General features: G+C 67.4%; 17 protein-coding genes. 11 read left to right on the top strand and 6 right to left on the bottom strand.

Annotated elements, in window-relative coordinates; all coding sequences use genetic code 11:
• Window positions 1-80: 80 nt before the first annotated feature.
• From CFB50_RS24225 to CFB50_RS24210, 4 genes are all read right to left on the bottom strand, one after another.
• On the bottom strand, window positions 81-3,509 hold the full coding sequence (locus tag CFB50_RS24225; protein WP_089447458.1) for a transglutaminase family protein: 3,429 nt from the start codon (window positions 3,507-3,509) through the stop codon (window positions 81-83).
• Window positions 3,510-3,605: 96 nt separating this feature from the next.
• A complete protein-coding gene (locus CFB50_RS24220) occupies window positions 3,606-4,589 on the bottom strand; it encodes a transglutaminase family protein (protein ID WP_089447457.1) in 984 nt (327 codons plus the stop codon).
• Window positions 4,590-4,597: 8 nt separating this feature from the next.
• Window positions 4,598-5,539 carry an alpha-E domain-containing protein gene (locus tag CFB50_RS24215; protein ID WP_069251306.1) on the bottom strand — a complete coding sequence of 314 codons (942 nt, stop codon included), beginning with the start codon at window positions 5,537-5,539 and terminating at the stop codon, window positions 4,598-4,600.
• Window positions 5,540-5,603: 64 nt separating this feature from the next.
• Window positions 5,604-7,019 carry a circularly permuted type 2 ATP-grasp protein gene (locus CFB50_RS24210; RefSeq protein WP_179254218.1) on the bottom strand — a complete coding sequence of 472 codons (1,416 nt, stop codon included), beginning with the start codon at window positions 7,017-7,019 and terminating at the stop codon, window positions 5,604-5,606.
• A gap of 601 nt (window positions 7,020-7,620) precedes the next feature.
• On the opposite strand from CFB50_RS24210, the gene CFB50_RS24200 reads away from it, so the two are divergent.
• The 11 genes from CFB50_RS24200 to CFB50_RS24145 all read left to right on the top strand — a co-directional run bounded on the left by CFB50_RS24200 (window position 7,621) and on the right by CFB50_RS24145 (window position 22,153).
• Window positions 7,621-8,619, top strand: a complete 999-nt coding sequence (locus CFB50_RS24200) for a LysR substrate-binding domain-containing protein (protein ID WP_069251304.1) — start codon at window positions 7,621-7,623, stop codon at window positions 8,617-8,619.
• 713 nt (window positions 8,620-9,332) lie between these two features.
• Entirely contained in the window at window positions 9,333-9,776 is a 444-nt protein-coding gene (locus CFB50_RS24190) for a hypothetical protein (protein WP_089447454.1), read from the top strand.
• Window positions 9,777-9,838: 62 nt separating this feature from the next.
• Window positions 9,839-10,639 (top strand): hypothetical protein, encoded by an 801-nt coding sequence (locus CFB50_RS24185; protein ID WP_089447453.1) that lies wholly within the window; start codon window positions 9,839-9,841, stop codon window positions 10,637-10,639.
• Window positions 10,640-10,744: 105 nt separating this feature from the next.
• On the top strand, window positions 10,745-13,429 hold the full coding sequence (gene pgaA, locus CFB50_RS24180; RefSeq protein WP_089447452.1) for a poly-beta-1,6 N-acetyl-D-glucosamine export porin PgaA: 2,685 nt from the start codon (window positions 10,745-10,747) through the stop codon (window positions 13,427-13,429).
• A gap of 18 nt (window positions 13,430-13,447) precedes the next feature.
• Window positions 13,448-15,538: a poly-beta-1,6-N-acetyl-D-glucosamine N-deacetylase PgaB gene (gene pgaB / locus CFB50_RS24175; protein ID WP_089448406.1), complete on the top strand. Its 2,091-nt coding sequence runs from the start codon at window positions 13,448-13,450 to the stop codon at window positions 15,536-15,538.
• Complete coding sequence (gene pgaC / locus CFB50_RS24170) at window positions 15,535-16,806, top strand: poly-beta-1,6-N-acetyl-D-glucosamine synthase (protein WP_089447451.1); 1,272 nt, start codon at window positions 15,535-15,537, stop codon at window positions 16,804-16,806. The genes pgaB and pgaC overlap by 4 nt, the downstream gene beginning before the upstream one ends.
• Window positions 16,784-17,272, top strand: coding sequence for a Biofilm PGA synthesis auxiliary protein PgaD (locus CFB50_RS24165; protein ID WP_089447450.1), 489 nt, complete (start codon window positions 16,784-16,786; stop codon window positions 17,270-17,272). The genes pgaC and CFB50_RS24165 overlap by 23 nt, the downstream gene beginning before the upstream one ends.
• 117 nt (window positions 17,273-17,389) lie before the next feature.
• Window positions 17,390-19,213, top strand: a complete 1,824-nt coding sequence (glmS, locus tag CFB50_RS24160; protein WP_069251298.1) for a glutamine--fructose-6-phosphate transaminase (isomerizing) — start codon at window positions 17,390-17,392, stop codon at window positions 19,211-19,213.
• A complete protein-coding gene (locus CFB50_RS24155) occupies window positions 19,210-20,478 on the top strand; it encodes a hypothetical protein (protein ID WP_089447449.1) in 1,269 nt (422 codons plus the stop codon). Before glmS ends, CFB50_RS24155 begins: the two co-directional genes overlap by 4 nt.
• 327 nt (window positions 20,479-20,805) lie before the next feature.
• Complete coding sequence (locus CFB50_RS24150; RefSeq protein ID WP_089447448.1) at window positions 20,806-21,639, top strand: c-type cytochrome; 834 nt, start codon at window positions 20,806-20,808, stop codon at window positions 21,637-21,639.
• A 34-nt stretch (window positions 21,640-21,673) separates the two neighbouring features.
• Window positions 21,674-22,153, top strand: coding sequence for a GNAT family N-acetyltransferase (locus CFB50_RS24145; protein WP_089447447.1), 480 nt, complete (start codon window positions 21,674-21,676; stop codon window positions 22,151-22,153).
• A 96-nt stretch (window positions 22,154-22,249) separates the two neighbouring features.
• Here CFB50_RS24145 and CFB50_RS24140 read toward each other — a convergent pair whose 3' ends face one another.
• Complete coding sequence (locus CFB50_RS24140; protein WP_089447446.1) at window positions 22,250-23,515, bottom strand: Zn-dependent hydrolase; 1,266 nt, start codon at window positions 23,513-23,515, stop codon at window positions 22,250-22,252.
• Window positions 23,508-24,032, bottom strand: coding sequence for an L-2-amino-thiazoline-4-carboxylic acid hydrolase (locus CFB50_RS24135; protein ID WP_089447445.1), 525 nt, complete (start codon window positions 24,030-24,032; stop codon window positions 23,508-23,510). The genes CFB50_RS24140 and CFB50_RS24135 overlap by 8 nt, the downstream gene beginning before the upstream one ends.
• Between the last annotated feature and the right edge of the window lie 16 nt (window positions 24,033-24,048).

Genomic DNA, 24,048 nt, shown 5'->3' with positions numbered 1-24,048 from the left:
GCATTCCGGCAGGGCCGCCAGCGACCGAAACCGCCGGGTATCGCGAACCGCGCATCGTCATCCGCCTCGTCATCGTCCGGTCACGGCCGCCGCAGGTCGAGCGTGAACGGGAATTCGCGGCTCGGCGCGGCAGCCGCGACATCCATCCGCCCCGGCGTATGCCCCATCTCGACGAAGCGCGCGAGCCGGCGGCTCTCGGCTTCGTATGCATTGACCGGGAACGTCGCGTAGTTGCGACCGCCCGGATGCGCGACGTGGTAGCGGCAACCGCCGAGCGAGCGCTGCAGCCACGTATCGACGATGTCGAACGTGAGCGGCGCGTGCACGCCGAGGGTCGGATGCAGCGCGGACGGCGGTGACCACGCCTTGTAGCGCACGCCCGCGACGTATTCGCCGACGGTGCCGGTCGGCTGCAGCGGCAGTGCGCGGCCGTTGACCGTCACGACGTACCGGTTGTCGTTCAGCCCCGTCACGCGCACTTCGAGCCGTTCGACCGACGAATCGACGTAGCGCACCGTGCCGCCGGGCGCGCCCTCCTCGCCCATCACGTGCCACGGCTCCAGCGCGCCGCGCAGCGACAGCTGCATCCCGTTCACCGCGATCTGGCCGAACAGCGGGAAGCGGAACTCGAAGTGCGGCGCGAACCACGCCGGATCGAACGCGAAGCCGGCGTCGCGCAGTTCGGTCAGCACGTCGTCGAAATCCATCTGAAGAAACGCGGGCAGCATGAAGCGGTCATGCAGCGCGGTGCCCCAGCGCGTGAGCGGCGTCGTGTACGGCGCGGCCCAGAAACGCGCGACCAGCGCGCGCAGCAGCAATTGCTGCACGATGCTCATCCGGGCATGCGGCGGCATCTCGAACGCGCGCAGTTCGAGCAGGCCGAGCCGGCCGGTCGACGTGTCCGGCGAATACAGCTTGTCGATGCAGAACTCGCTGCGGTGCGTGTTGCCGGTCACGTCGATCAGCAGGTTGCGCAGCACGCGGTCGACGAGCCACGGCGGCATGTCCTGCCCGAACAGCAGCTTGTTGCGCTGGATCTCCGCGAACGCGATGTCGAGTTCGTAAAGCTGGTCGTTGCGCGCCTCGTCGACGCGCGGCGCCTGGCTCGTCGGCCCGATGAAGAGCCCGGAGAACAGGTAGGACAGCGACGGATGGTTGTGCCAGTACGCAATCAGGCTCGCGAGCAGGTCCGGGCGGCGCAGGAACGGGCTGTCGGCCGGCGTCGCGCCGCCGAGCACGAAGTGGTTGCCGCCGCCCGTGCCGACGTGGCGGCCGTCGACCATGAACTTCTCGCTGCACAGCCGCGACTGCCACGCCGCGTCGTACAGGAATTCGGTGTGATCGACGAGCTCGTCGAAGTTGCTGGCCGGATGGATGTTCACCTCGATCACGCCGGGATCGGGCGTCACCTGCAGCAGCTTCAGCCGCGCGTCGCGCGGCGGCGGATAGCCCTCCAGGACGAGCTTCACGCCCAGCGCGTGCGCGGTCAGCTCAATTGCGCCGAGCAACTCGAGATAATCCTCGAGCGCGGCAAGCGGCGGCATGAACAGGTACAGGATGCCGTTGCGCACTTCGACGCACAGCGCGGTGCGCGTGATCCACGCGGCCGATTCGAAGCGCTCGGGGAGGCGACCCGGGTCGCGCGCGGCCGGCCGGCCATTGCCGGCCGTGCCGTCGTCGCGCCACTGCATCACGGTCTGCGCGGACGCCTCGCGATGCACGCCGGACAGGTAGCGCGGCGCATCGGCCGGCCCCGCGTAGCGTGCACGGATCGCAGCGGCATCCGGCAGCACGTCACGCGGCGCGAACGGGTCGCGCTCGACGAGATACGGATAGTCGGCGCGACTCGCCCACGGCAGCGAATCGAGCGGCAGCCGATAGCCCATCGGCGAATCGCCGGGCATCAGGTACATCCGCTCGTCGCGGAAGAACCACGGGCCCGTCTGCCAGCGCGGGCCGTCGAGGCCCGGCCGATGGCGGCCCCGCGCATCTTCCGCACGCTTGACCGGCAGCACGTAGCCGACCACGCTGTCGAGCTTCTGCTCGAACACCTTGCGCAGCCGCGCGCGTTCGAGCTCGTCGTCGAGACGCGAGTCGAACGGGTCGACGTTGACCGGCAGCCGGCGCTCGCGCCACAGGTAGTACCAGACGTCCTCGTAGCCGGGCCGGATGAATTCGCCGGTCAGGTTCAGCCGCGCGGCGAGCGCATCGATGAAGCGCTTTGCGTCGTCGGTCGTATAGGCGGACGGCTCGCGCTCGTCGGCGAACAACGACGGATCGTGCCACACGGGCTGGCCGTCCGCGCGCCAGAAGATCGACAGCGCCCAGCGCGGCAGTTGCTCGCCCGGGTACCACTTGCCCTGCCCGAAATGCAGGAAGCCGCCGTCGCCGTATTCGGCGCGCAGCCGCTGCACGAGTTCGGTCGCGTAGCCGCGCTTGGTCGGGCCGAGCGCGTCGGTGTTCCACTCGGCGCCGTCGCGATCGTCGATCGACACGAAGGTCGGCTCGCCGCCCTGCGTGAGCCGCACGTCGCCGGCCGCCAGCGCGCCGTCGACCTGCATGCCGAGCGCCAGCACGCCGTCCCACTGCGATTCCGTATACGGCTTCGTCACGCGCGGCGATTCGTACACGCGCGTCACGGTCATCTCGTGCTCGAACGACACCTCGCACTCGTCGATCAGCCCCTCGACCGGGGCGGCGCTCGTCGGCTGCGGCGTGCAGGCCAGCGGAATGTGGCCTTCGCCGGCGAGCAGGCCCGAGGTCGGGTCGAAGCCGATCCAGCCGGCGCCGGGCAGGTACACCTCGCACCACGCGTGCAGGTCGGTGAAGTCGACCGACGTGCCGCTCGGGCCGTCGAGTGATTTCACGTCGGGCGTGAGCTGGATCAGGTAGCCCGACACGAACCGCGCGGCGATGCCGAGATGACGGCACAGCTGCACGAGCAGCCATGCGCTGTCGCGGCACGAGCCCGAGGCCAGTTCGAGCGTCTGCTCGGGCGTCTGCACGCCCGGCTCCATCCGCACGAGATAGCCGATGTCGTGCTGCAGTTGCTGGTTCAGCGCGACGAGGAAGTTCACGGTGCCGGCCGGCGTGCGGTCGACGCCGTCGAGATACGCGCGGAACAGCGGCGACGCGCTCGTCTGCGGGTCGCACACGAGATACGGTGCGAGCTCGGTCTTCAGCGCGTCGTCATAGCTGAACGGGTATTGCTCCGCGCTGGCTTCGAGGAAGAAGTCGAACGGGTTGTACACCGACATCTCGGCGACGAGATCGATCGTGATCTCGAAGTGCTCGGTGCGCTCCGGAAACACGAGCCGCGCGAGATAGTTCGAGAACGGGTCCTGCTGCCAGTTGATGAAGTGCTGCGCGGGCTCGACCGTCATCGAATACGCGAGGATCGGCGTCCGGCAATGCGGCGCGGGCCGCAGGCGCACGACCTGCGGGCCGAGGTTGACGAGCCGGTCGTAGCGATAGCGGGTGGTGTGATGCAGCGCGACGTGGATGGACATGGGAGCTCGGTTCGGGTTGGGCCGGCCGCGCGCCGCGTCGCGCTCGATGCGACGCGGCACCCCGGCCTGGCGGATTCGGCGAAAGCGTGCGCGAGGTCAGACGAGCTCGGGCGTCTGCACGACGCTGATCTCGACACCGACGGCCGTCGCGCCGAGCCCCGTCACCGGCTGCGCGTCGCGATAGTCGAGGCCGACCGCGATGCGCACGTAGCGCTCGTCCGGGCAGCGATTCATGAACGGATCGAACCCGACCCAGCCGAGCCCTTCGACATAGGCCTCGGCCCACGCATGGCCGGCCGGCTGCTGCATCAGCCCCGCCGCCTGCGGCTGCGCGCCGTGTGCCGGCTGCGGCATCCCCTGCGACTGCGACTGCGCGGCATGCGACGCGCCGAGCACCTGCTGCATGCCCTCGCCGCTCTGCAGCGCGAGCGCTTCTTCTTCCTCGACGTCGCCCGCGTTCTGCTTCGCGTCGGCAATGCGCTGCATCGCGCTGTCCGCCAGCACGTAGCCCGAGATATAGCGCGCGGGAATCTTCAGCACGCGCGCGGCCGCGATGAACGCATGCGCATGGTCGCGGCTCGTGCCCTCGCCGCTTTGCAGCGCGGTTTCCGCGTCGACGGGGGCGTCGGCGGCCAGGTTCGGCGCATACGCGATGCGGTCGTGCACTTCCGTCATCAGCCAGTGCAGCGCGTCGAGACTGTGCGGCTCGATCGGCAGCGCTTGCGCCAGCGCACGCACGGTGTCGCCCGCCTTCGTCAGCGCCGTTTCGCGCTCGAAGATCCACGGCGGCGCATAGCCTTCAGGATGACCGAGTATGCCCGCGCGGTCCTGCGTCTCGACGACGCCGGCCGCGATGACGACGATCTCGGCCTTCGCGCCGCGGTCGTGCCGCACGAGGTCGATCCGGTTGCCGAGCCCGTCGGCATAGGACAGCGACGGCTCGACGCCGTCGATCGTGACCTGCCACGCGCGCACCGTCTGCCCGGGGCCCGACTGCGGGCGCAGCCGCAGCCGTTGCAGTGCATGGCTGGCTTGATCGTCGTACTGATAACGCGAGATGTGTCGGATGGCGAGTCGCATGGCAAGTCTCAGTCGAAGTTGTAAGCCTGGGCGATTTCGAGCCCGAGGCTGTTGTTGCGGCCGATGAAGTCGGTCAGGAACTCGTGCAGGCCGCTCTTGAAGATCCGCTCGACCGAGGTGTCGGACAGCATTTGCAGGATCTTCGTGGCCGTGTCGTGACACGGGTGTGTCACACCGTAATCCTTCGCGAGCAGGTTCAGGCTCGACACGACGCGCCCGTAGCAATAGCGCAGCGAACGCGGCATGCGGCCGTTCAGGATCAGGTAGTCGGCGATGTTCATCGGCTTGTACTGCACGTCGTACACCCAGCGGTACGAGCGGTGCGCGGCGACGCAGCGCAGGATCGTCTCCCACTGGTAGTTGTCGAGGATCGTGCCGACGTGCGACACCGACGGCAGCAGCAGGTGGTATTTCACGTCGATGATCCGCGCGGTGTTGTCCGCGCGCTCGATGAATGCGCCGATCTGCGCGAAATCGAAGATCTCGTTGCGCAGCATCGTGCTGTAGAAGCTGCCGAGGATCAGCGCGGTTTCGCGCTTCACCTGGTCGAGCACGTTCGGCAGCTCGCTCTCCGGCACCGGCTGCGCGAGCGCGCGGCGCAGCGCGAGCCACGCGCCGTTCACGCTCTCCCATGCCTCGCGCGTGAGCGCCGTGCGCACCATCCGCGCGTTCGAGCGCGCGGCCTCGATGCACGACAGCACGCTCGACGGGTTGTCGCGGTCGCGCAGCAGGTAGTCGGTCACGGTATCGGCCGCATACGCGTCGTATTTCTGCCGGTAGCCGTCGTCCGTGCCCGAGCTGACGAGCACCGACGACCATTCGGCCGGCGCGTCGGACGTGCGCGTGAGCGCCATCCGCAGCCCGGCATCGACGATGCGCGCGATGTTCTCCGCGCGCTCGATATAGCGGTACATCCAGTAGAGACCGCTTGCAGTACGTCCCAGAAGCATCTCGTGTCCACTCCGTCTTCGTTCGGTTGGCGCCCCGGTCGCGGGGCGCGCGGTCGCGTCCGGCTCAGTCGGCCAGCACCCAGGTGTCCTTGGTGCCGCCGCCCTGGCTCGAGTTGACGACGAGCGATCCCTCCTTCAGCGCGACGCGCGTCAGCCCGCCCGGCGTGATGCGGATCCGGTCCGACACCAGCACGAACGGCCGCAGGTCGACGTGGCGCGGCGCCAGGCCGGCTTCGGTCAGGATCGGCGTCGTGGACAGCGCGAGCGTCGGCTGCGCGATGTAGTTCGCGGGGCGCGCGCGCAGCTTCGCGGAAAAGGCTTCGAGCTCGGCCTTCGACGCGCACGGCCCGACCAGCATCCCGTAGCCGCCCGAGCCGTGCACCTCCTTCACGACCAGTTCGTCGAGATGGTCGAGCACGTATTTCAGGCTGTCGGCTTCGCCGCAGCGCCAGGTCGGCACGTTCTCCAGCAGCGCCTTGCGGCCCGTGTAGAACTCGACGATCTCCGGCATGTACGAGTAGATCGCCTTGTCGTCGGCGATGCCGGTGCCGGGCGCGTTCGCGATCGTGATGTTGCCCGCGCGGTACACGTCCATGATCCCCGCGACGCCGAGCACCGAGTCGGGGCGGAACGTGAGCGGATCGAGGAACGCGTCGTCGACGCGGCGGTACAGCACGTCGATCGGCTGGAAGCCTTCGGTCGTGCGCATCGCGACGCGGCCGTCGATCACCTGCAGGTCGCTGCCCTCGACGAGATGCACGCCCATCTGGTCGGCAAGGAACGAGTGTTCGTAGTACGCGGAATTGTGGATGCCGGGCGTGAGCACGGCGATGGTCGGGTTGTCGGCGTTGCCGCCCGGCGGGCACACGGCCGCGAGCGACTGGCGCAGCATCTGCGGATAGGTCTCGACCGGGCGCACCTTCACCTGCTGGAACAGCTCCGGGAAGAGCTGCATCATCGTCTCGCGGTTTTCCAGCATGTACGACACGCCGGACGGCGTGCGCGCGTTGTCCTCCAGCACGTAGAACGCGTTTTCGGCGGTGCGCACGATGTCGACGCCGATGATGTGCGTGTAAACGTTACCGGGCGGCCGGAAATCGATCATCTCCGGGATGAACGCTTCGTTGTGCGCGATCAGGTGCTTCGGCACGATGCCCGCGCGCACGATTTCCTGGCGGTGGTAGATGTCGTCGAGGAACGCATTGAGCGCCATCACGCGCTGCTCGATGCCGAGCGACAGCCGGCTCCATTCGGCGCCCGAGATGATGCGCGGGACGATGTCGAACGGAATCAGCCGCTCGGCGGCCTCCGCGTCGCCGTAGACGGCGAACGTGATGCCCGTCTTGCGGAACACGCCTTCCGCGTCGTGGGCCTTCTGGGCGAGGCTCGCGGGATTCTGCGTGTCGAGCCACTGCTTCAGGCGCGCGTAGGGCGCCCTTACCATGTCGCCGGATTGCAGCATTTCATCGAATGGCTTCATCGATCTTTTCTCCATCGATCGTTTTCCCCGGCATTGCGCATGCCGGACCGGCGTAATGAATGCTTTGCAAGGAACGTGCCTTGCGCGATCCCCTCGATATCCCCCCGTTTTCGCGCCGCGCCGGGCACGCCCGCGCGGCATTGCGCACCATCACGGTGCAGCGCCCGACGCGACGGGCGACGACGGTGCGTCGCCGGCGCGCACGGTTCATGCTGCGCCGCGTCTTTCGAACATAGTTCCCCCGCGTGTCACGAATGTGCAATCTGCACTGCACAAAAAACGGCCCGCCCGGGCCTCGGACCACCGGAACGAAAGGACGGGAAGGCGGGCCGGTACGCGCACGGCGCAACCGGCCCTGGGGGGAAGTACCGTCTGCGGCCGCACCGGCAGTTCGACGCGATGAACTGTCCGGTTAGTCGGGTCCGGCACCTCAACGCTATGCAGCCTTAATCCCGCCGACAACGCCCATGCATATTTCGACTGACACCCATCGAAAAAAAACATCGGGCCGACCGGCGCGATGCGCGGTACGCTAGAACGTTCGTGCAGCAAACGGTGCCGCCGCCTTTCAGGCGCCCGACTATAAAAAGCGAAGATCGAAATGGAAGCAAAGTGGCTGGAAGATTTCCTGAGCCTGGCGGATACCAAGAGCTTTTCCCGGGCCGCGCGTAACCGGCACCTCACGCAATCGGCATTCAGCAGACGAATAGCCGCACTCGAAACCTGGATGGACGCGAAGCTGGTGGACCGGAGCATCAACCCGATCACGCTGACGCCGGCCGGCCAGATGTTCCGCGGGCTCGCCGCGGACATCCTGCGCAGCATGTATGCGGCGCGCAATCTCGTGAACGGCTACGACCAGTTCGCGGCCAGCGATCAGGTCGTGCGTTTCGCGGTGGCCCATACGCTCGTCTTCACGCTGTTTCCCGAATGGCTCAAGCAGCTCAACGGCGAGGTCGGCCACGTCACCGCGCGCGTCAACGCGGTGAACGTGCCGGAAGGCGTGCAGCAGCTCGTCGAAGGGGAATGCGACCTGCTGCTCGGCTATCACCATCCGCAGCTGCCGATCGTGCTCGACCCGAACCACTTCCCGTTCGTCAGCCTCGGCGTCGAACGGATCCTGCCCGTGTCGTCACCCGATGCGCGCGGCAAGCCCGTGTTCCAGCTGCCGGGCACCCCCGACGCGCCACTGCCGCTGCTCGCGTATTCGTCGGGCGCCTTTCTCGGCAATATCGTCGAGATGCTGCTGCTGAACGCCACCGAGCCGTACGTCCTGCACCGATGCTTCGAGACGCACATGTCCGAGGCCCTGAAGGGCATGGTCGTGGCCGGGCACGGGATCGGCTGGCTCCCGGAAAGCTGCGTCGCGAAAGAACTCGCGGAAGGCACGCTCGTGTGCGCGGGTTCCGGCGACTGGATCACCGAGCTCGAAATCCGCCTGTACCGGTCGGCCCGCAAGCGCGGGCTCGCGGCCGAGCAACTGTGGACCTACATCATGAACCGGCCGCGCGCGGCGGTCGAAGGTGCAGCCGGCGCGGCCGAGCCCGCGGCCGCACCGGCGATGCGCATCGCCCGACGCAGCGCGGGCGGCAGCCGCTGATCGTCGCGTTCGCGTCGTTCCCGCGGACGACGCGAACGCAAGCCCGGTTCGCGACAATCCGGTGTGCGCAGGCATTCGCGCCGCGCCGCTTCCCGGCGAACGCGCCCCCTTCTCCGGTAGCAAGCAACGATCCCGCTTTAGCCTGAATAATTACCGCGCCGGACGCGCAATCGATATCAGACGAATCGCAATCGTTTGCATTCCCGGGTTGAACTTTTTACGTCCGGCATAGCACATGGGCATTTTCCGTCTGATTATCTGGGCAGAAATACCCTGTTACAGAACAAATTAAAAGTTTCGATTTACCTGTAACAATCTAAAATACCAACAACGCCTCCCTCGCATTTCATATCGTGCGACCTGTATCTGGATCGATATCAATTCTGCTGGGACACAGTCGCAAAAATTCCTTTTATCAGTCGTTATTTTTCGGCATGAATGTCGATACGTCTGACGTGATTCAATGCGTGCAGGATCATCGCTACCGAGTAGCAATTTTCATATTCGGCAATATCGACTTTCTTCATAGTTAAGAGAAGTCATACGAATCCGTCGTTATCCTATTTAAATAGGATATTTAACGCCGTCCCATTCAGGCCACACGCGGTTGTTCGTTCAAAAACCATCGTGTATCAATAGCGTGTCGCAAAAAGAACGTTGGCAAATCTGACTCGGAATAAATGCTCGCCATTGATTCCGGACGGGAGGTTGCAATGTCTTCCTCGTTTCGACAGCATGCGCGCCCTTTGGTGGGCGTCTTCATCTGCACGCTCTGCATGAATGCAACGGCCCAGACGCTCACGTCCCAGCCACCCGCGTCCGCCGCCGCCACCGCGTCCGGCCCGGGTGCGGATCGCTACGTCATTTCGTATATCTGCGGCGATGCGCGGATCGACGGTACCGCGCCGCTGCCGCCCGACGGGCGGCCGTACAACCTGGGCGTGTCGTTTGCTTCCGCCAAGACGGGGCAGCCGCTCGCCAACGTCCAGGTGCGCCTGCGGCGACATGGCCGCGTACTCGTCGAATTCAATGCCTCGGGGTCGCGTTGCCTGTTCAGCGTGCCCGATGCGAGCTACCGGGTCGAAGGAACCTATGAGGGAGCGACCCAGTTCGCGATCGTCGAAACGGGGGTGCTGACCACGCAGTTGAAATGGTGAGCGCCACCTGAGCGCACCCCATCACGTCTTACAACACAACGTATCGAATCGAGGAGACATGAATGACTCGTGCAGAACGACAGGACGACTCGCCCGCCCACCAGCCGAAACCCTCCTGGGGTCCCGGAAAGAACGCGGCGCTCAGCTTCGTCGCATTCGCCGCGATCTTCGGCATCTTCGCGTACGCCGAACGGGACACGACGGTCGGCCATGCGAGCGTGACGCACGACATCTCCAGCGCGATCGGAACCGCCGTCGGGAAAACCCGCAACGCGGTCATGGCCCTTGCCTCGCGTGCCACCGCAACCGGTACGTCCGGGACATCGGCCGAGCCCGGGCCGGCCCCGACACGCACGCAGGCCGCGCCGCCCGCACCGGCGCCGCAGGTCGCGTCGACGTCGGCTGCGCCCGAGCTATCCACCGTGCCGCCCGTCACGCTCGCGGCCGGACCGGAAGCCGCGCCGCAGCCCGCCCCCCGTGCCGTCGCGAAACACCGGCAGTCGGCGCATGTGCCGCCCGTGACGCTCGCGGCTGGTACGCATCCATCGGCCTACGGTCGCGCCGCCACGCGGCACGGCGCCGCGCACCGTGCGCAGCGTGCCGAAGCGCTGGCTGGCACGAGCCGGCGCATGGACTTCGCGCCCAGGCCCCGGCCGTATGGCACCGACACCATGCGGATGCAGACGGCAAGCATCACGCACGCCGAGCTGGAAAGCGCGCGTGCGCTGGCGAAGGCGCGCTCGTGCGCGGTGATCGACGAATGGGACTGTGTGGAACAAAACGCGAGCCGGGCGCTCGCGATCGACCCCAAGAACAGCGAATCGCGTGCATTGCTCGGTCAGGCGATCCGCAACCGGCTGTAAGCCCGGGTCCGCATCGCCGGGCCCTCGCAGCCCGGCCGCGCGACGTGCGAAGACGTGCGTCGTCAAGCGGCCAACTGATGTGATCGTGCCAACAGGAGACAACTCGTGGACAACAATCGGAAACAACAATTCACCACCGTCGCGCCGTCCAACCGACGGCTCCTCCTGCATGCACCGCTGGTGCTGCTGCTCGTCGCGTCCAGCCCCTGCTTCTCCGCCGACGGCGATCCGGAAGCAGGCCGCGTCAACGAATTCGCCGGAACCCACGGCGCCCCGGATGCGGGGCCGCGCGGTGGACAGCCGACGGTCGTGTCGATCCAGATTGCCCTGGCCGAGGTCGCCCCGCCACCTCATGCGACGACGCCGATCGCGCGGGCTTCGGACGAATCGATGCAGATCGCGCAGGCATCGAACCCGCAGCAGCCGACCATGCCGACCACGGTCGTGGTGGAACCGGAGGCGCCGCGATCGAGCGCCGCGGTGCCGGATGCGCGATCGCCGGATACGGCGGTTACGCCGGCACCGGTCGCGCAGACACCGGCAGCGCCGATGCTGCTTGCGCAGGCCGAGAACGCCAGCCCACCCGAAGCGTCGACGATGTCCGACACTTCCGCCTCCCCTTCGCCGACGCCGATCGCGCCGCCTTCGGACACCCCGCCGAAGATCGAACCAGCCGCACCCGCCACGCCGCCGCTCGCGCCGACGCAAACCGCGCAGGCCTCCGGCACCCCGATGCCGAACTCGCCCACGCCCGTTCCCCAGATGCCTGGCTCGCCGCCGCCGTCGTCCCCGGCGCCGAACTCGCAGACGCCCGGCGCCCAGCTACCCGGCGAGCCGACACAGCGATCGCAGGGACCCGACGTCGAAACGCCGAATGCCCAGGCGCCGAATCTGCGTACCGCCGACGTCGAGACCGTGCGCAATGACGTGTTCGGCCTCGCGGCGAGCGGTGGCGCGGTCAAGGCGCTCGAGGAAGCGAAGGCCCGGCCCGATGCGTTCTCCGCCGTCGACATCGCGCAACTGGAAGAACTGTCGATTCGCCAGCAGGTGCGCGGCGGCCGCGACAAGTCGCGCTCGATGACGAGTTCCGACCGCTTCGACGGGATCGACAACGCGCTGCGCGCGGCGGACGACCTCGACAAGCGGATCCCGGCCACGCCCGAGTACACGCCGGTCAGGACCGCGCTCGCGGGCGACCGGACGATTGCCCTTGCGGCACGCGGCGACATGAAGCAGGCCGTCGCGACGTTCGAGACGATTCCGTCCAACGCGGAAATCTCGATCGACGCGCTGGCAGCCGTGGGGGACGCCTACCTGTACCTGAGCGAACCGGGCAAGGCGAATGCCGTGTACCAGCGCGCGCTGAAGCAGGCGACCGCGTCGCCGACGGATCGCGCGACCCGCGGCTTCCAGTACGGCGAGCGCACGCGTCCGATCGAACTGCGCGAAGGGCTGTTCTGGTCGTACGTCGACCAGGGACGCGCGGCGGACGCAAAGAAGGCGCTCGACGACATGGGCGCGACGCTGCCGCCGGCCAAGCAGGTGACCAACGTCGGTCCGGGAGAAAGCGACTATCTGCGCTACTACCGGCTGCGTGCGCAATACCTGATCTTCACGGGTCACCCCGATGAAGGGATCGCCGCACTCGAAGAGCTCGAGAAGGAGGTGCCGTTCAACGCGGAGGTGCGCGCCGCGCACGCCGACGCGGTGTCCGGCCAGGCGCATCCGCGCCAGGCGATCGCGATGTATCGCGCGTCGCTGACCGACCACCCCGACAGCGTCGAGATGCTCGCGGGCCTCGGTCGCGCATCGCTCACGGCAGACGACTACGCGACCGCGAAGTCCGTCGACCAGACCCTCGACAACACGTTCCCGGACAGCGGCGCCGTGCGGACCTTCAAGCGCGACTACAAGGCGTACCGCAGCCCGGTGTTCACCACCGACCTGAGCTTCGAGCACGGCAACAGCGCACTGGCCGACAACAGCTTCACGTCGGACAGCTACCTCTATTCGCAACCGTTCGGCGACAACTGGCGGGTCTTCGCGCACACGTTCTACGGCCATGCGCAAACCGACAGCGGCAGCGTCAGCCGCACGCGCACGGGCATCGGCGGCGACTACCGGCACGGGCCGCTCACCGTGCTGGGCGAAGTCACGCGCTCGCTCGGCGGGGACGGACGCACGGGCGGCCGCGGATCGATCGCGTACGCGCTGAACGACTACTGGACAGTCTCCGCCGGGCTCGACTCCAACGACAACTCGCTGCCATGGAAGGCGTATGCCGCGCACATCTGGGGCCGCTCGGCGAACATGTCGGTCGTGTTTCGCCAGAACGACCGTCGTGAGGTCAAGCTGAGCTACGGCGTGAGCCGCTACAGCGATTCGAACTTCCATCAGGAGATCGCGGCAACCGCCACGCAGCGCGTGTACACGACCGCCACCCAGCAGGTCAACGTATCGCTGGATCTCGGCACCGACAGCAACACGCGCACGGACGCGCCCTACTTCAGCCCGGGCCGCGACTACGCGGCCGCGGCCACCGTCATGCACCAGCTGACGCTGTGGAAGAAGGGCGACATGGGGCTGCAACAGCGCGTCTCGGTGTCCGGCGGCATGTACAACGAGCGCGGCTTCGGCACCAGCGCCCTGTGGAGCGCGCGCCTCGAGCACGCGTGGACGTTCAAGCACGACATCACGCTGAGTTACGGCGTCGAGGTCAGCAGCCACGCGTACGACGGCCAGCGCGAACGCTCCGAAACCGGCTTCATGTCGGTCAACCTGCCGTTCTAGCAAGGAGATCGAGCAATGCTGCAATCCAGACGGACCTTCATGTGCGGATGCATGGGCGCATTTGCCGCCTGTTCGCTGTTTCCGGGCGTGACCAATGCCAAGATGATCGACCTGCTACCGCCGTCCGATCCGGCCGACGGCAAGACGTTTCGCGTGATCTGCATGCATGACGTGCGTGACAACCTGATGCAGACGTTCAACTCCGGTACGGCGATGGTCGACGCGTTCGCGGTCGATACCGGCACGCTGACCGCCATCTTCTCGTGGCTGCAGACCAACAACTACCACACCATCACGGTCAAGCAGATCGAGGAGTCGCGGCACGGCGGCAAGCCGCTGCCGCCGCGCTCGGTGCTGCTCACGTTCGACGACGGCTTTCGCAGCCACTACACGAAAGTGCTGCCGCTGCTCGAGCGCTTCAAGTATCCGGCCGTGATGGGCCTCGTCACCGCGTGGATCGACACACCGCCGGATACGCCGATCCGCATCAGCGACAAGGTTCAGGTGCCGCGCGACTATTTCCTGTCGTGGGACGAGGTGAAGAAGCTCGGCCAGTCGCCGTACGTCGAGCTCGGTTGCCACACTCACAACCTCCATCACGGCGCGGTCGCGAATCCGCAGGGCAACGAATTGCCGGCGACCACGTCGCATCTCTACCTGCAAGACCAGAAACGCTATGAAACCGACGCCGAATTCCACGCACGCGTGCACGACGACCTGCAGACTTGCGTGCGGCAGATCCGCGAACGCACGGGCATCGTCGCACGCTCGATGGTGTGGCCATACGGCGCGGAAAACCAGCCCGTTCGCCAGATCTCGACGTCGCTCGGGATGGACATCCAGTTCAGCCTCGATGCCGGCCCGAATACGCCGGACGTGCCGCTGGACCGGCTGCGGCGGATCCTGATGATGTACGACGTCGACATCGGCGGGTTCGAGCGATCGATGCGCGAGCCGGCGTCCAACCGCGGCGACGTCGACGTGCCCGAGCGCACCGTGCAGGTCGACCTCGACCAGGTCTACGATCCGGACCCCGCGCGGCAGGAAACGAACCTCGGCAAGCTGATCGAACGCATCTACCGGATGCAGCCGAAATCGGTGTACCTGCAGGCTTATGCGGACCCGAAAGGCACGGGCGTGGCCGAAGCGGTGTATTTCCCGAACCGGCACCTGCCGATGCGCTCCGACCTGTTCTCGCGCGCCGCGTGGCAGCTCAACACGCGCGCCAACGTGCAGGTGTACGCGTGGATGCCGGTGCTCGCGTTCCGGCCGCCGGCCGACAAGCTGCGCGGGCTCGAGGCCGTGAGCGCCTACGGCGGCGCGCCGGCTCGCGAGAACGGCACGCGCACGTTCCGGCTGAGCCCGTTCGATCCGGAAGCACGGCTGACGATCCAGCAGGTCTACGAGGACCTCAGCAAGCACGCGTCGTTCAGCGGCATCCTGTTCAGCGACGACGCGGTGCTCGACGACTACGAGGATGCGGGCCGGCATGCGCTGCGCATCTATTCGCAGTGGGGGCTGCCGGCCGACGTCGGCAAGATTCGCGAGAACCCCGAGCTGCTGAAGCGCTGGACACGCCAGAAGTCGCGCTACCTGATCGACATGACCAAGCAGCTGGAACAGATCGTGCTCGCCCATCAGAACGTGGGCGACGTGCTGACCGCGCGCAACATCTTCGCGATGCCGGTGCTCAAGCCCGAATCGGAAGCGTGGTACGCGCAAAACTACGACGATTTCCTCGCCAGCTACGACTACGTCGCGCTGATGGCGATGCCGTACATGGAGCAGGCGAAGGACCCCGACGGCTGGCTGGACCAGCTCGTGAAAGCCGTGCGCGCGAAGCAGCGCGGGCTGCAGCGCACCGTGTTCGAACTGCAGTCGTACGACTGGCACGCACAGAAGCAGGTGCCGGCCAGCAAGCTGCTCGCGCAGATGCGGCGGCTGCGCAGCGAAGGCGCGGTGAATTTCGGCTACTACCCGGACAACTTCCTGAACGGGCAGCCGGAACTCGACGTGATGCGCGACGTGATGTCGCTGAAGTCCCGCCTCGACCCGACCTCGATCAACGCGCTGATGCAACAGCATACGCAGGGAACCAAGACGCCATGACCACCCACAGCATCATCCAGCGCCTGCAGGATTTCGTCTTCTACTATCCGTTCTTCATGTCGTACCTGTGGATGATCGGCGGCGTCGTGCACTACTTCCTGCTCGAGGAAGGCCGCGAGATGTCCGCGCGGACGATCGCGTCGAGCGGGATCCCGAAGATCTCGATCGTCGTGCCCTGCTTCAACGAAGCCGCGAACGCGCGCAGCGTGATCAGCCACCTGGACCGGATGCAGTATCCGAACTACGACATCATCGCGGTCAACGACGGCAGCAAGGATCGCACCGGCGAGATCCTCAACGAGCTGGCCGTCGAGATCCCGCGGTTGCTCGTGATCCATCACGCGCGCAACGAAGGCAAGGCGGTCGGGCTCACGACCGCGGCGGCCGTGTCGAACGCGGAATACCTGCTGTGCATCGACGGCGACGCGCTGCTCGCGCATGACGCGATCGGCTGGATGCTCGAGCATTTCCTGACCGATCCGGGCGTCGGCGCCGTGACCGGCAACCCGCGCATCCGCACGCGCACGTCACTGCTCGGCCGCATGCAGGTCGGCGAATTCTCGTCGATCGTCGGGCTGATCAAGCGCACGCAGCAGGTGTACGGCCGCATCTTCACGGTATCCGGCGTGATCACGATGTTCCGCAAGACCGCGCTCGCCGACGTCGGCTACTGGAGCTCGGACATGCTGACCGAGGACATCGACATCAGCTGGAAGCTGCAGTGCCGCGACTGGCGCGTCGTGTACGAGCCGCACGCGCTGAGCTGGATCCTGATGCCCGAGACGGTGAAGGGCCTGTACCGGCAGCGGTTGCGCTGGGCGAAGGGCGGCATCCAGGTACTGATGAAGTACGCGGGCTCGCTCGCGCGACCGACGCAGATGATGATGTGGCCGCTGTTCGCCGAGTACCTGATCGGCATCGCATGGGCGTACTCGATGACGTTCATCCTGCTGCTCGCGCTCATCAACGTCGTGTACCCGCTGCCGCAAGACTGGCACGTATCGGTCGTGCCGCACTGGCACGGCATGCTGCTGGTCGCCACCTGCATCCTGCAACTGATCATCGGCAGCATGATCGATCGTCGTTACGACGAAAAACTCCTGATGTATTTCCTGGACACCATCTGGTATCCCGTCGCCTTCTGGCTGATCAGCATGATCACCACCGTCGTCGCCCTGCCTGCCGTCGTGCTGCGGGGCCGCGGCAAGCGGGCCGTATGGGTCAGCCCCGACCGAGGCATTCAACATGAAGAACGCACCGATTATTGACCTTTCCCTGCGCGCACCGCGCGAAATGATCGCCGAGCGCGGCCGCATCATCGGGTCCGTGCTGATCGTCTGGTTCCGGCTCTTGCGGCCGGCGCTGGTGGGGGCCGTGTGGGCATCGATCTGCATCTACACGTACCGCTACCTGCTGCCGTTCAATCCGGCCGAGATGCCGATCGAACAGATGGTGTTCTACGCGACCAGCATCGCGCTCATCGCGGGCACCATCGTCATGTGGCTGATCGCCGGACGCGTCGTGCATCCGCTGGCCTACCGGCTGCGCGTATCGAAGATACTGCGGCGCTCGGCCAGCGCGAAGGTGCGCTCGGTGCCGCCGACCGTGCTGGCAAGCGCCCGCCGGCGCGGCGCGCGGCGCACGACGCGCATTCTCGTCGCGTCGCACGACGCGAACGGTTCGATTTCCGACATCGAATGGGTAGCCCACGCGGGGCCGCAGCCCCGCGAGTAGGTCAGCGGAGCCGCGTCGCTGCGCACGGGATGTCATTCGTGCGACGCGGCGCCACTCCAGATACCGCGCTGCCGCACTTTGCCGGCAGCCCGGCAACCTTTGTGGACGAGGTGAAACATGTGCGGAATCGTCGGAGCAAGCGGCCTGAACAATCAAGTGCCGCAACTGGTCAATGCGCTGAGCAGGCTCGAGTATCGCGGCTACGATTCGTGCGGCATCGCCGTACAGGACGAAGGCCGCCTGCGCAGCGAACGCACGTTGCGGCGCGTGACCGACCTGCAGGCCCGCGTGCTGACGCTGGGTCTCGAAGGGCAGACCTGCATCGCGCATACGCGCTGGGCAACCCACGGCGCACCATCCGAAATGAATGCGCATCCGATCATGTCCGGCGACACGATCGCGGTCGTGCACAACGGCATCATCGAGAACCATGACGCGCTGCGCGTGGAGCTGCGGGAGCGCGGCTATACGTTTCGCGGCCAGACCGACACCGAGGTGATCGCGCACCTGATCCACAGCCTCTATCGCGACGACCTGTTCGACGCGGTCGTGCGCGCCGTCAAGCGGCTGCACGGCGCGTACGCGATCGCGGTACTGAGCGCGAAAGAGCCGCAGCGCCTCGTCGCCGCGCGCGCCGGCTCGCCGCTCGTGATCGGCATCGGCGCCGAACAGAACTACCTCGCGTCGGACTGCGCGGCGCTCGGCGACCTGACCGACCGCTTCGTCTACCTGGAAGACGGCGACGTCGCACTGATCACGCCGGACCGGATCGCCGTGGTCGACTCGGGCGGGCACGAGGCCCAGCGCCCGCTGTGCCATGTGAAGGCGCGCGAAGACGACGCCGCGCTCGGCCCGTACCAGCACTTCATGCAGAAGGAGATCTTCGAGCAGCCGAAGGCGATCGCCAGCACGCTCGACGGCATCGACACGATTTCGCCCGCGTTGTTCGACGCGACCGACGGCACGCGCGCGCAGCTGTCGCGAGTGAGGAACGTGCTGCTGCTCGGCTGCGGCACCAGCTACTACGCGGGGCTGACCGCGAAGTACTGGCTGGAGGCCATCGCGGGTGTGCCCGCCCAGGTCGAGATCGCCAGCGAATTCCGCTACCGCGAGACGGTGGCCGATCCGCGCACGCTCGTCGTCGGCATTTCGCAATCGGGCGAGACGGCCGACACGATCGGCGCGATCGAGCAGGCGCGCGACATGGGCCAGGAACTGTCGATGGCGATCTGCAACGTGGCGACCAGCACGATCGCGCGCAACGCGCCGCTGCGGTTCCTGACGCGAGCCGGCATCGAGCTCGGCGTCGCGTCGACCAAGGCGTTCACGACGCAGCTCGTCGCGCTGTTCGTGCTGACGCTGACGCTCGCGCAGCTGCGCGGCCGGCTCGACGCGAAGCAGGTCGCGCTGCACCTGAAGCAGCTCCATGCGCTGCCCGAGCGCATCGGCCACGCCCTCGCGCTCGAAACGCAGATCATGGGCTGGGCCACGAAGTTCGCACGCACCGAGAACGCGCTGTTCCTCGGGCGCGGCATTCATTTCCCGATCGCGATGGAAGGTGCGCTGAAGCTCAAGGAAGTGTCGTACATCCACGCGGAAGGCTATGCGGCCGGCGAACTGAAGCACGGCCCGCTCGCGCTCGTCACGAGCGCGATGCCGGTCGTCACGATCGCGCCGGACGACCGCCTGTTCCAGAAGCTGAAATCCAACATGGCCGAGGTACGCGCGCGCGGCGGACGGCTCTACGTGCTGGCCGGCGACCAGCTCGGGATCGACGCCGACCGCGACACGCACCTGATCCGCGTGCGCGAATCGGGTGACGTGCTGTCGCCGATCGTCAACGTGATTCCGCTGCAGCTGCTCGCCTATCACGTCGGCTGCGCGCGCGGCGCCGACGTCGACAAGCCGCGCAACCTCGCGAAATCGGTGACCGTCGAATGAGCGGGCGAACGCGCCCGGCACAGGCGGTCGCGCGGTGCGTCGCGACCGCGCTGTGCGGCGCATGCGGCATCGTCACGGCGATGCCGCACGCCTTCGCCGCCACGCCGGCCGTGCATACGGTCACCGTGCAGGGCGACCCTTCATCTCACCCGGCCGTCGATCCGCGCAGCTTCATGCACGGCATCGGCGTGGCCGACGCCGGCAACGGCAAGCGCTGGGTGTTCTTCAGCAGCTCGGGGACCGTGCCGCGCGGCGCGATGCGCGGCGGCAGCTGGCCGCATGACGTGTACGTCGGCGAATGGCTGCCCGGCAAGCCGAACCTGCTGCACGTCCGCACGTTCATCAGCCGCCCCGAGGCGCAGGAGCCCGTGTCGATCGCGCAGAACGCGCGCGGCGACATCTTCGTCACGTTCGAGGACGGCTGGAACGCGCCGCAGGAAGTCAGCCAGCGCTACGGCGTCTACCGCCGTGACCTGAAGCCGATCAAGCCCTATCCGAACGACGTCGAATCGGGCGGCCACTCGGGGCACGTCGCCACGGCGGCCGACCGCTTCGTCGTGTTCTATTCCGCCGACTGGATCGACGGCGGCGGCGTCGACAACCTCGGCACCGGCAACGGCGTGTACGTGAAAACCTATGACGCCGCCGGCCGCATGCTGAACCATGTCGCGGTCGCGCCGCGCCGCCGCGAGTGGTGGCCCGTCGTCGCGGGCTCGCCGCACACCGCGCTGCTCGTCTGGCAGAAATACATCGAAGGGAGCACGGACGCGACGCTCGAATACGCGATGTTCGACCCGGTCACGGCGAAGCTGGACAAGCTGGGGACGCTGAACGACGCGATCCAGTACTACGTGTATTCGTCGGCTTACGTGCCGGAGATCGACCGCTTCATCGTCGTCACGACGACGGCGGACGATCGCGGCGTCGCGATGCTGATCGCGCCGGACGGCCGCCGCACGGCGACGCTCGACTGCCTGCCGGCGTCGGTGCGCGAATCCGGCATCGGGGTGTCGGGCACGCATGCGTACGTACCGATCCGCGACGGGCGGCTGCTGACGCTGGCGCTCGGGCCGGCGGGCATTTCAGTGAGCGGCGTGCAGCGTTCGCCGATTCCGTGGGGTTCGACCGGTATCGCCGGCTTCCCCGGGAACGGCACGGCGATGCATTTCGTGTCGCTGACGCCGTCGGGCACGCGCGAAGCCGATTTCGAACCGGCCCGGGAAACGCCGATGCCGAAGAGCGCCGTGCCTTGCTCGAGCCATTGACGGCGGCGTGGTAACGGGCAGGATCACCGTGAACGCGGCGGGCCTGCATGCTCTCGTCCCCGCCTGCCCGCCGCCCCGCTCCCCGCGCTCCACCCCCCTGCCTCTTCCGCCCCTTCGCGCTCAAACCACGCCGCGCCACGCCACATCCTTCGCGCAGCCCGACTGCAAGGCACGCTGCCGGCGGCTTGCCCGATCAGGAGCGGCCGCTCCCTACCCGCGCAGCAGTCGCCAACGCCGCGCGTACCGGATAGACTGTCGCCCGATTCCTTCCATCGGCCGCGGCCTGCGCCTCCTGTCGCCGCCGGAACGCCCTTTCCCGGAGAACGAATGCTGAAGCGCCGGTGGTTTTCGCTTTTGCTGCTGACGGTTTGCCTGATCGGACAACGCGCGTCGGCCCAGTCCGCGCTCGAACTCGAGACCGACGGCACGGCCCGCGCCCTCACCCGGCAGACGCTGCTCGCGCGCCCCGATGCCGCCGACATCCACGTGCCGCGCGACATCGCGTACGGCCGGCCGATGACGTTCCGCGCGGTGCCGTTCGCCGCGCTGCTCGGCGACAGGCTGCCGGCCGACGGCGTGCTCGAAACCCGTGCGGCCGACGGCTTCGCCGCGCAACTGCCGCTGGAGCTCGTGCGCCGCCGCACGCCGGCCGGCGCCACCCCGTGGCTCGCGATCGAGGATCCGGCGCATCCGTGGCCGAAGCTGCCCGGCAAGCCGGTCAGCGCCGGGCCGTTCTACCTGGTCTGGCTCGGGCCGGACGCGTCGTCGGTGCGCGGCGAGCAGTGGCCGTACCAGATCGTGCGCGTCACGATCGAATCGTCGCCGCTCGCGCGCTGGCCGTCGCTCGCCGTCGATGCCGCGTTGCCCGCGAACGATCCGGCTCGCGCGGGCCAGCACCTGTTCGTCATGCAATGCCTCGCATGCCACCGCCTCGACGGCGCGGGCAGCAGCCATGCCGGCCCCGACCTGAACGCGCCGATGAATCCGGTCGACTACTTCCAGCCCGCCGCGCTGCGCCGCTATATCCGCAACCCGGCTTCGGTGCGCGACTGGCCGGGCCGCAGCATGCCGGCGTTTCCGCCCGATCAGCTGAGCGACCGCGAACTCGACCAGATCGTCGCGTATCTCGCTTTTATGGCGCGGCGCAAGGCCGCTCAGTAACGCGCGGCTGAATCGAATGACTCAAGGAACGTTGATGACGTCAGGCGACACGCTGTTCACCATCGCACCGATCGATGCCGCGCAGACGCACCCGCTCCGCGCGATGATCCTGCTGAATGGCGATCTGGATGCGAGCGCGCTGGCCGGCGACCATGCGCCGACGACGCTGCACGTCGGCGTACACGATGCGTCGGGCATCGTCGCCGTCGCGTCGCTCTGCGAGGAGGTGCGCGACGACGATCCTGCGCGACCGGCATGGCGGCTTCGCGGGATGGCCGTCCACCCTGCCGTCCGTGGCATGGGCTTCGGGCGTGTGCTGGTGCAGGTCTGCGTACGGCACGCGGAAGCACACGGGGCCGCGCTCGTGTGGTGCACGGCACGCGAAACCGCGTACCGGTTTTATGAAAAGCTCGGCTTCACGGCCGATGACGCGACGATCACGATGCCGGGGCGCACCGATATTGCGTTCCATGTGATGCGGCGATACATCGATCGGCAATCGCCGGCGGGCTGACGCGAACCGGGCGTGCGCGACATCAGGCGGAACGCGACGCGGCCCGGTCCGGCCCGGGGAACACCCTCGCGCCGGACCACCACCGCCCCCTCAGGCTCAGCGTTCCTGCGCACTCTGCAGCACCGCACGCAACAGCACGTCGGCGCCCGCCGCCGCCCACTCGGGCGTAATCGCTTCGGCTTCGTTGTGGCTCAGCCCGTCGACGCACGGCACGAAGATCATCCCCGTCGGCGCGACGCGCGCGACATAGCACGCGTCATGGCCGGCGCCGGACACGATATCCATGTGCGACAGCCCGAGCGCCTGCGCCGCATCACGCACCGTCTCGATGCAGCGCGGCGCGAACGGGATCGGCGCATACGTGAAGATCTGCTCGATCTGCGCACCGAGGCCCGTTTCGTCGGCCACACGCGCGAGTTCCGCGCGCAGTGCCGCGTCCAGTTCGTCGAGCACCGCGTCGTCGGGATGACGGAATTCGACCGTGAAGAAGCACCCGCCCGGCACGGTATTACGCGAGTTCGGCCGCGCCTCGATCATCCCGACGGTCGCCCGCGCGTACGGCGCATAACGGCGGCCGAGCACTTCGACGAACGAGATCATCCGTGCGGCGCCGACCAGCGCATCGCGACGGAATTCCATCGGCGTCGTGCCCGCATGTGCGTCGACACCGGTGAGCGTCACCTCGTACCAGCGCTGCCCCTGCCCGGCCGTCACGACGCCGATCGTCTTGCCGGCCCGTTCGAGAATCGCGCCCTGTTCGATATGCAGTTCGTACGCCGCATGCACCGGATAGCCGCCGACGGGCTCGGCGCCCGCGTAGCCGATCCGCGCCAGTTCCTCGCCGATCGTCCTGCCTGCGCCATCGGTGCGCGACAGCCCGTATTCGAGCGTATAGACGCCCGAGAACACGCCGGCCGACACCATCGCCGGCGCGAAGCGCGAGCCTTCCTCGTTGGTCCAGATCACGACGTCGATCGGGCGCTCGGTCTCGATGCCCGCGTCGTTCAGCGCGCGCACGACCTCGAGCCCGCCGAGCACGCCGTAGATGCCGTCGTAGCGGCCGCCCGTCGGCTGCGAATCGGCGTGCGAGCCGGTCATGACCGGCGCGGCGTCGGGGTTGCGCCCCGCGCGGCGCGCGAACACGTTGCCCATCTGGTCCACGCGCACCGTGCAGCCGGCGTCTTGCGCCCATTGCACGAACAGGTCGCGCGACTCGCGATCGAGATCGGTCAGCGCGAGGCGGCAGACGCCGCCCTTCGGGGTTGCACCGATCTGCGCCATCCGGTCGAGCGACGCCCACAGGCGGTCGCCGTCGACGCGCGGCGCGCTCACGCTTTCAGCAATCGTGTTGTCGTCACGCATCGCCGTTCTCCGGCGCGACCTGCAGCGCGTAACGGAAATCGCAGCGCTTGCCGCCCTGCATGATCGTGCTCGTCCGCGTGAGCGCGATGTCCGGCGCATAGCCCTGGATGAAATAGCTGTCGCGCGCGCAGCTCAGCAGGTGCCCGATCTCGCCGAGCCCCATCGCGTGATACATCTCCGCGTAGCTGCAGCGATGCACGTCGTAGTCGTAATGCGCGTCGTCCGCGCGCCGCACCTCGACGTCGAGCGCATCGTCCTTCTCCCACAACACTTGCAGCGCGATGAACGACTTCACGCTCGTGCCATCCGGTTCCTGCGCGGCAAACGTGCGGCCGGCGTCGACCGCCGCGCCACGCACGGCTTCCGCGATCACGGCCTGCGCGCGCTCGGCGCCGAATTCGCGCTTCATGATCTCGTAGATCGGCTTGATGATTTCCGCTTCGATGCGGCGCCGCGCGAGGATCCCGAGGCGCGTGTCCTCGGGTGCGGCGGCGGATGTCTGGGTGGCTTCGGTCATGGGGATCGTCTTCGTC

Origin of the sequence: Burkholderia sp. AU33423, from assembly GCF_002223135.1 — a bacterium.
Taxonomy (GTDB): domain Bacteria; phylum Pseudomonadota; class Gammaproteobacteria; order Burkholderiales; family Burkholderiaceae; genus Burkholderia; species Burkholderia lata_D.
This window is presented reverse-complemented; position numbering and strand designations above follow the sequence as displayed.

Bases quoted from the DNA above. Each gene is read 5' to 3' on its own strand.
- CFB50_RS24225 (WP_089447458.1), bottom strand. From the start codon at position 3,509: ATGTCCATCCACGTCGCGCTGCATCACACCACCCGCTATCGCTACGAC.
- CFB50_RS24220 (WP_089447457.1), bottom strand. From the start codon at position 4,589: ATGCGACTCGCCATCCGACACATCTCGCGTTATCAGTACGACGATCAA.
- CFB50_RS24215 (WP_069251306.1), bottom strand. From the start codon at position 5,539: ATGCTTCTGGGACGTACTGCAAGCGGTCTCTACTGGATGTACCGCTAT.
- CFB50_RS24210 (WP_179254218.1), bottom strand. From the start codon at position 7,019: ATGAAGCCATTCGATGAAATGCTGCAATCCGGCGACATGGTAAGGGCG.
- CFB50_RS24200 (WP_069251304.1), top strand. From the start codon at position 7,621: ATGGAAGCAAAGTGGCTGGAAGATTTCCTGAGCCTGGCGGATACCAAG.
- CFB50_RS24190 (WP_089447454.1), top strand. From the start codon at position 9,333: ATGTCTTCCTCGTTTCGACAGCATGCGCGCCCTTTGGTGGGCGTCTTC.
- CFB50_RS24185 (WP_089447453.1), top strand. From the start codon at position 9,839: ATGACTCGTGCAGAACGACAGGACGACTCGCCCGCCCACCAGCCGAAA.
- pgaC (WP_089447451.1), top strand. From the start codon at position 15,535: ATGACCACCCACAGCATCATCCAGCGCCTGCAGGATTTCGTCTTCTAC.
- CFB50_RS24165 (WP_089447450.1), top strand. From the start codon at position 16,784: ATGAAGAACGCACCGATTATTGACCTTTCCCTGCGCGCACCGCGCGAA.
- glmS (WP_069251298.1), top strand. From the start codon at position 17,390: ATGTGCGGAATCGTCGGAGCAAGCGGCCTGAACAATCAAGTGCCGCAA.
- CFB50_RS24155 (WP_089447449.1), top strand. From the start codon at position 19,210: ATGAGCGGGCGAACGCGCCCGGCACAGGCGGTCGCGCGGTGCGTCGCG.
- CFB50_RS24150 (WP_089447448.1), top strand. From the start codon at position 20,806: ATGCTGAAGCGCCGGTGGTTTTCGCTTTTGCTGCTGACGGTTTGCCTG.
- CFB50_RS24145 (WP_089447447.1), top strand. From the start codon at position 21,674: ATGACGTCAGGCGACACGCTGTTCACCATCGCACCGATCGATGCCGCG.
- CFB50_RS24140 (WP_089447446.1), bottom strand. From the start codon at position 23,515: ATGCGTGACGACAACACGATTGCTGAAAGCGTGAGCGCGCCGCGCGTC.
- CFB50_RS24135 (WP_089447445.1), bottom strand. From the start codon at position 24,032: ATGACCGAAGCCACCCAGACATCCGCCGCCGCACCCGAGGACACGCGC.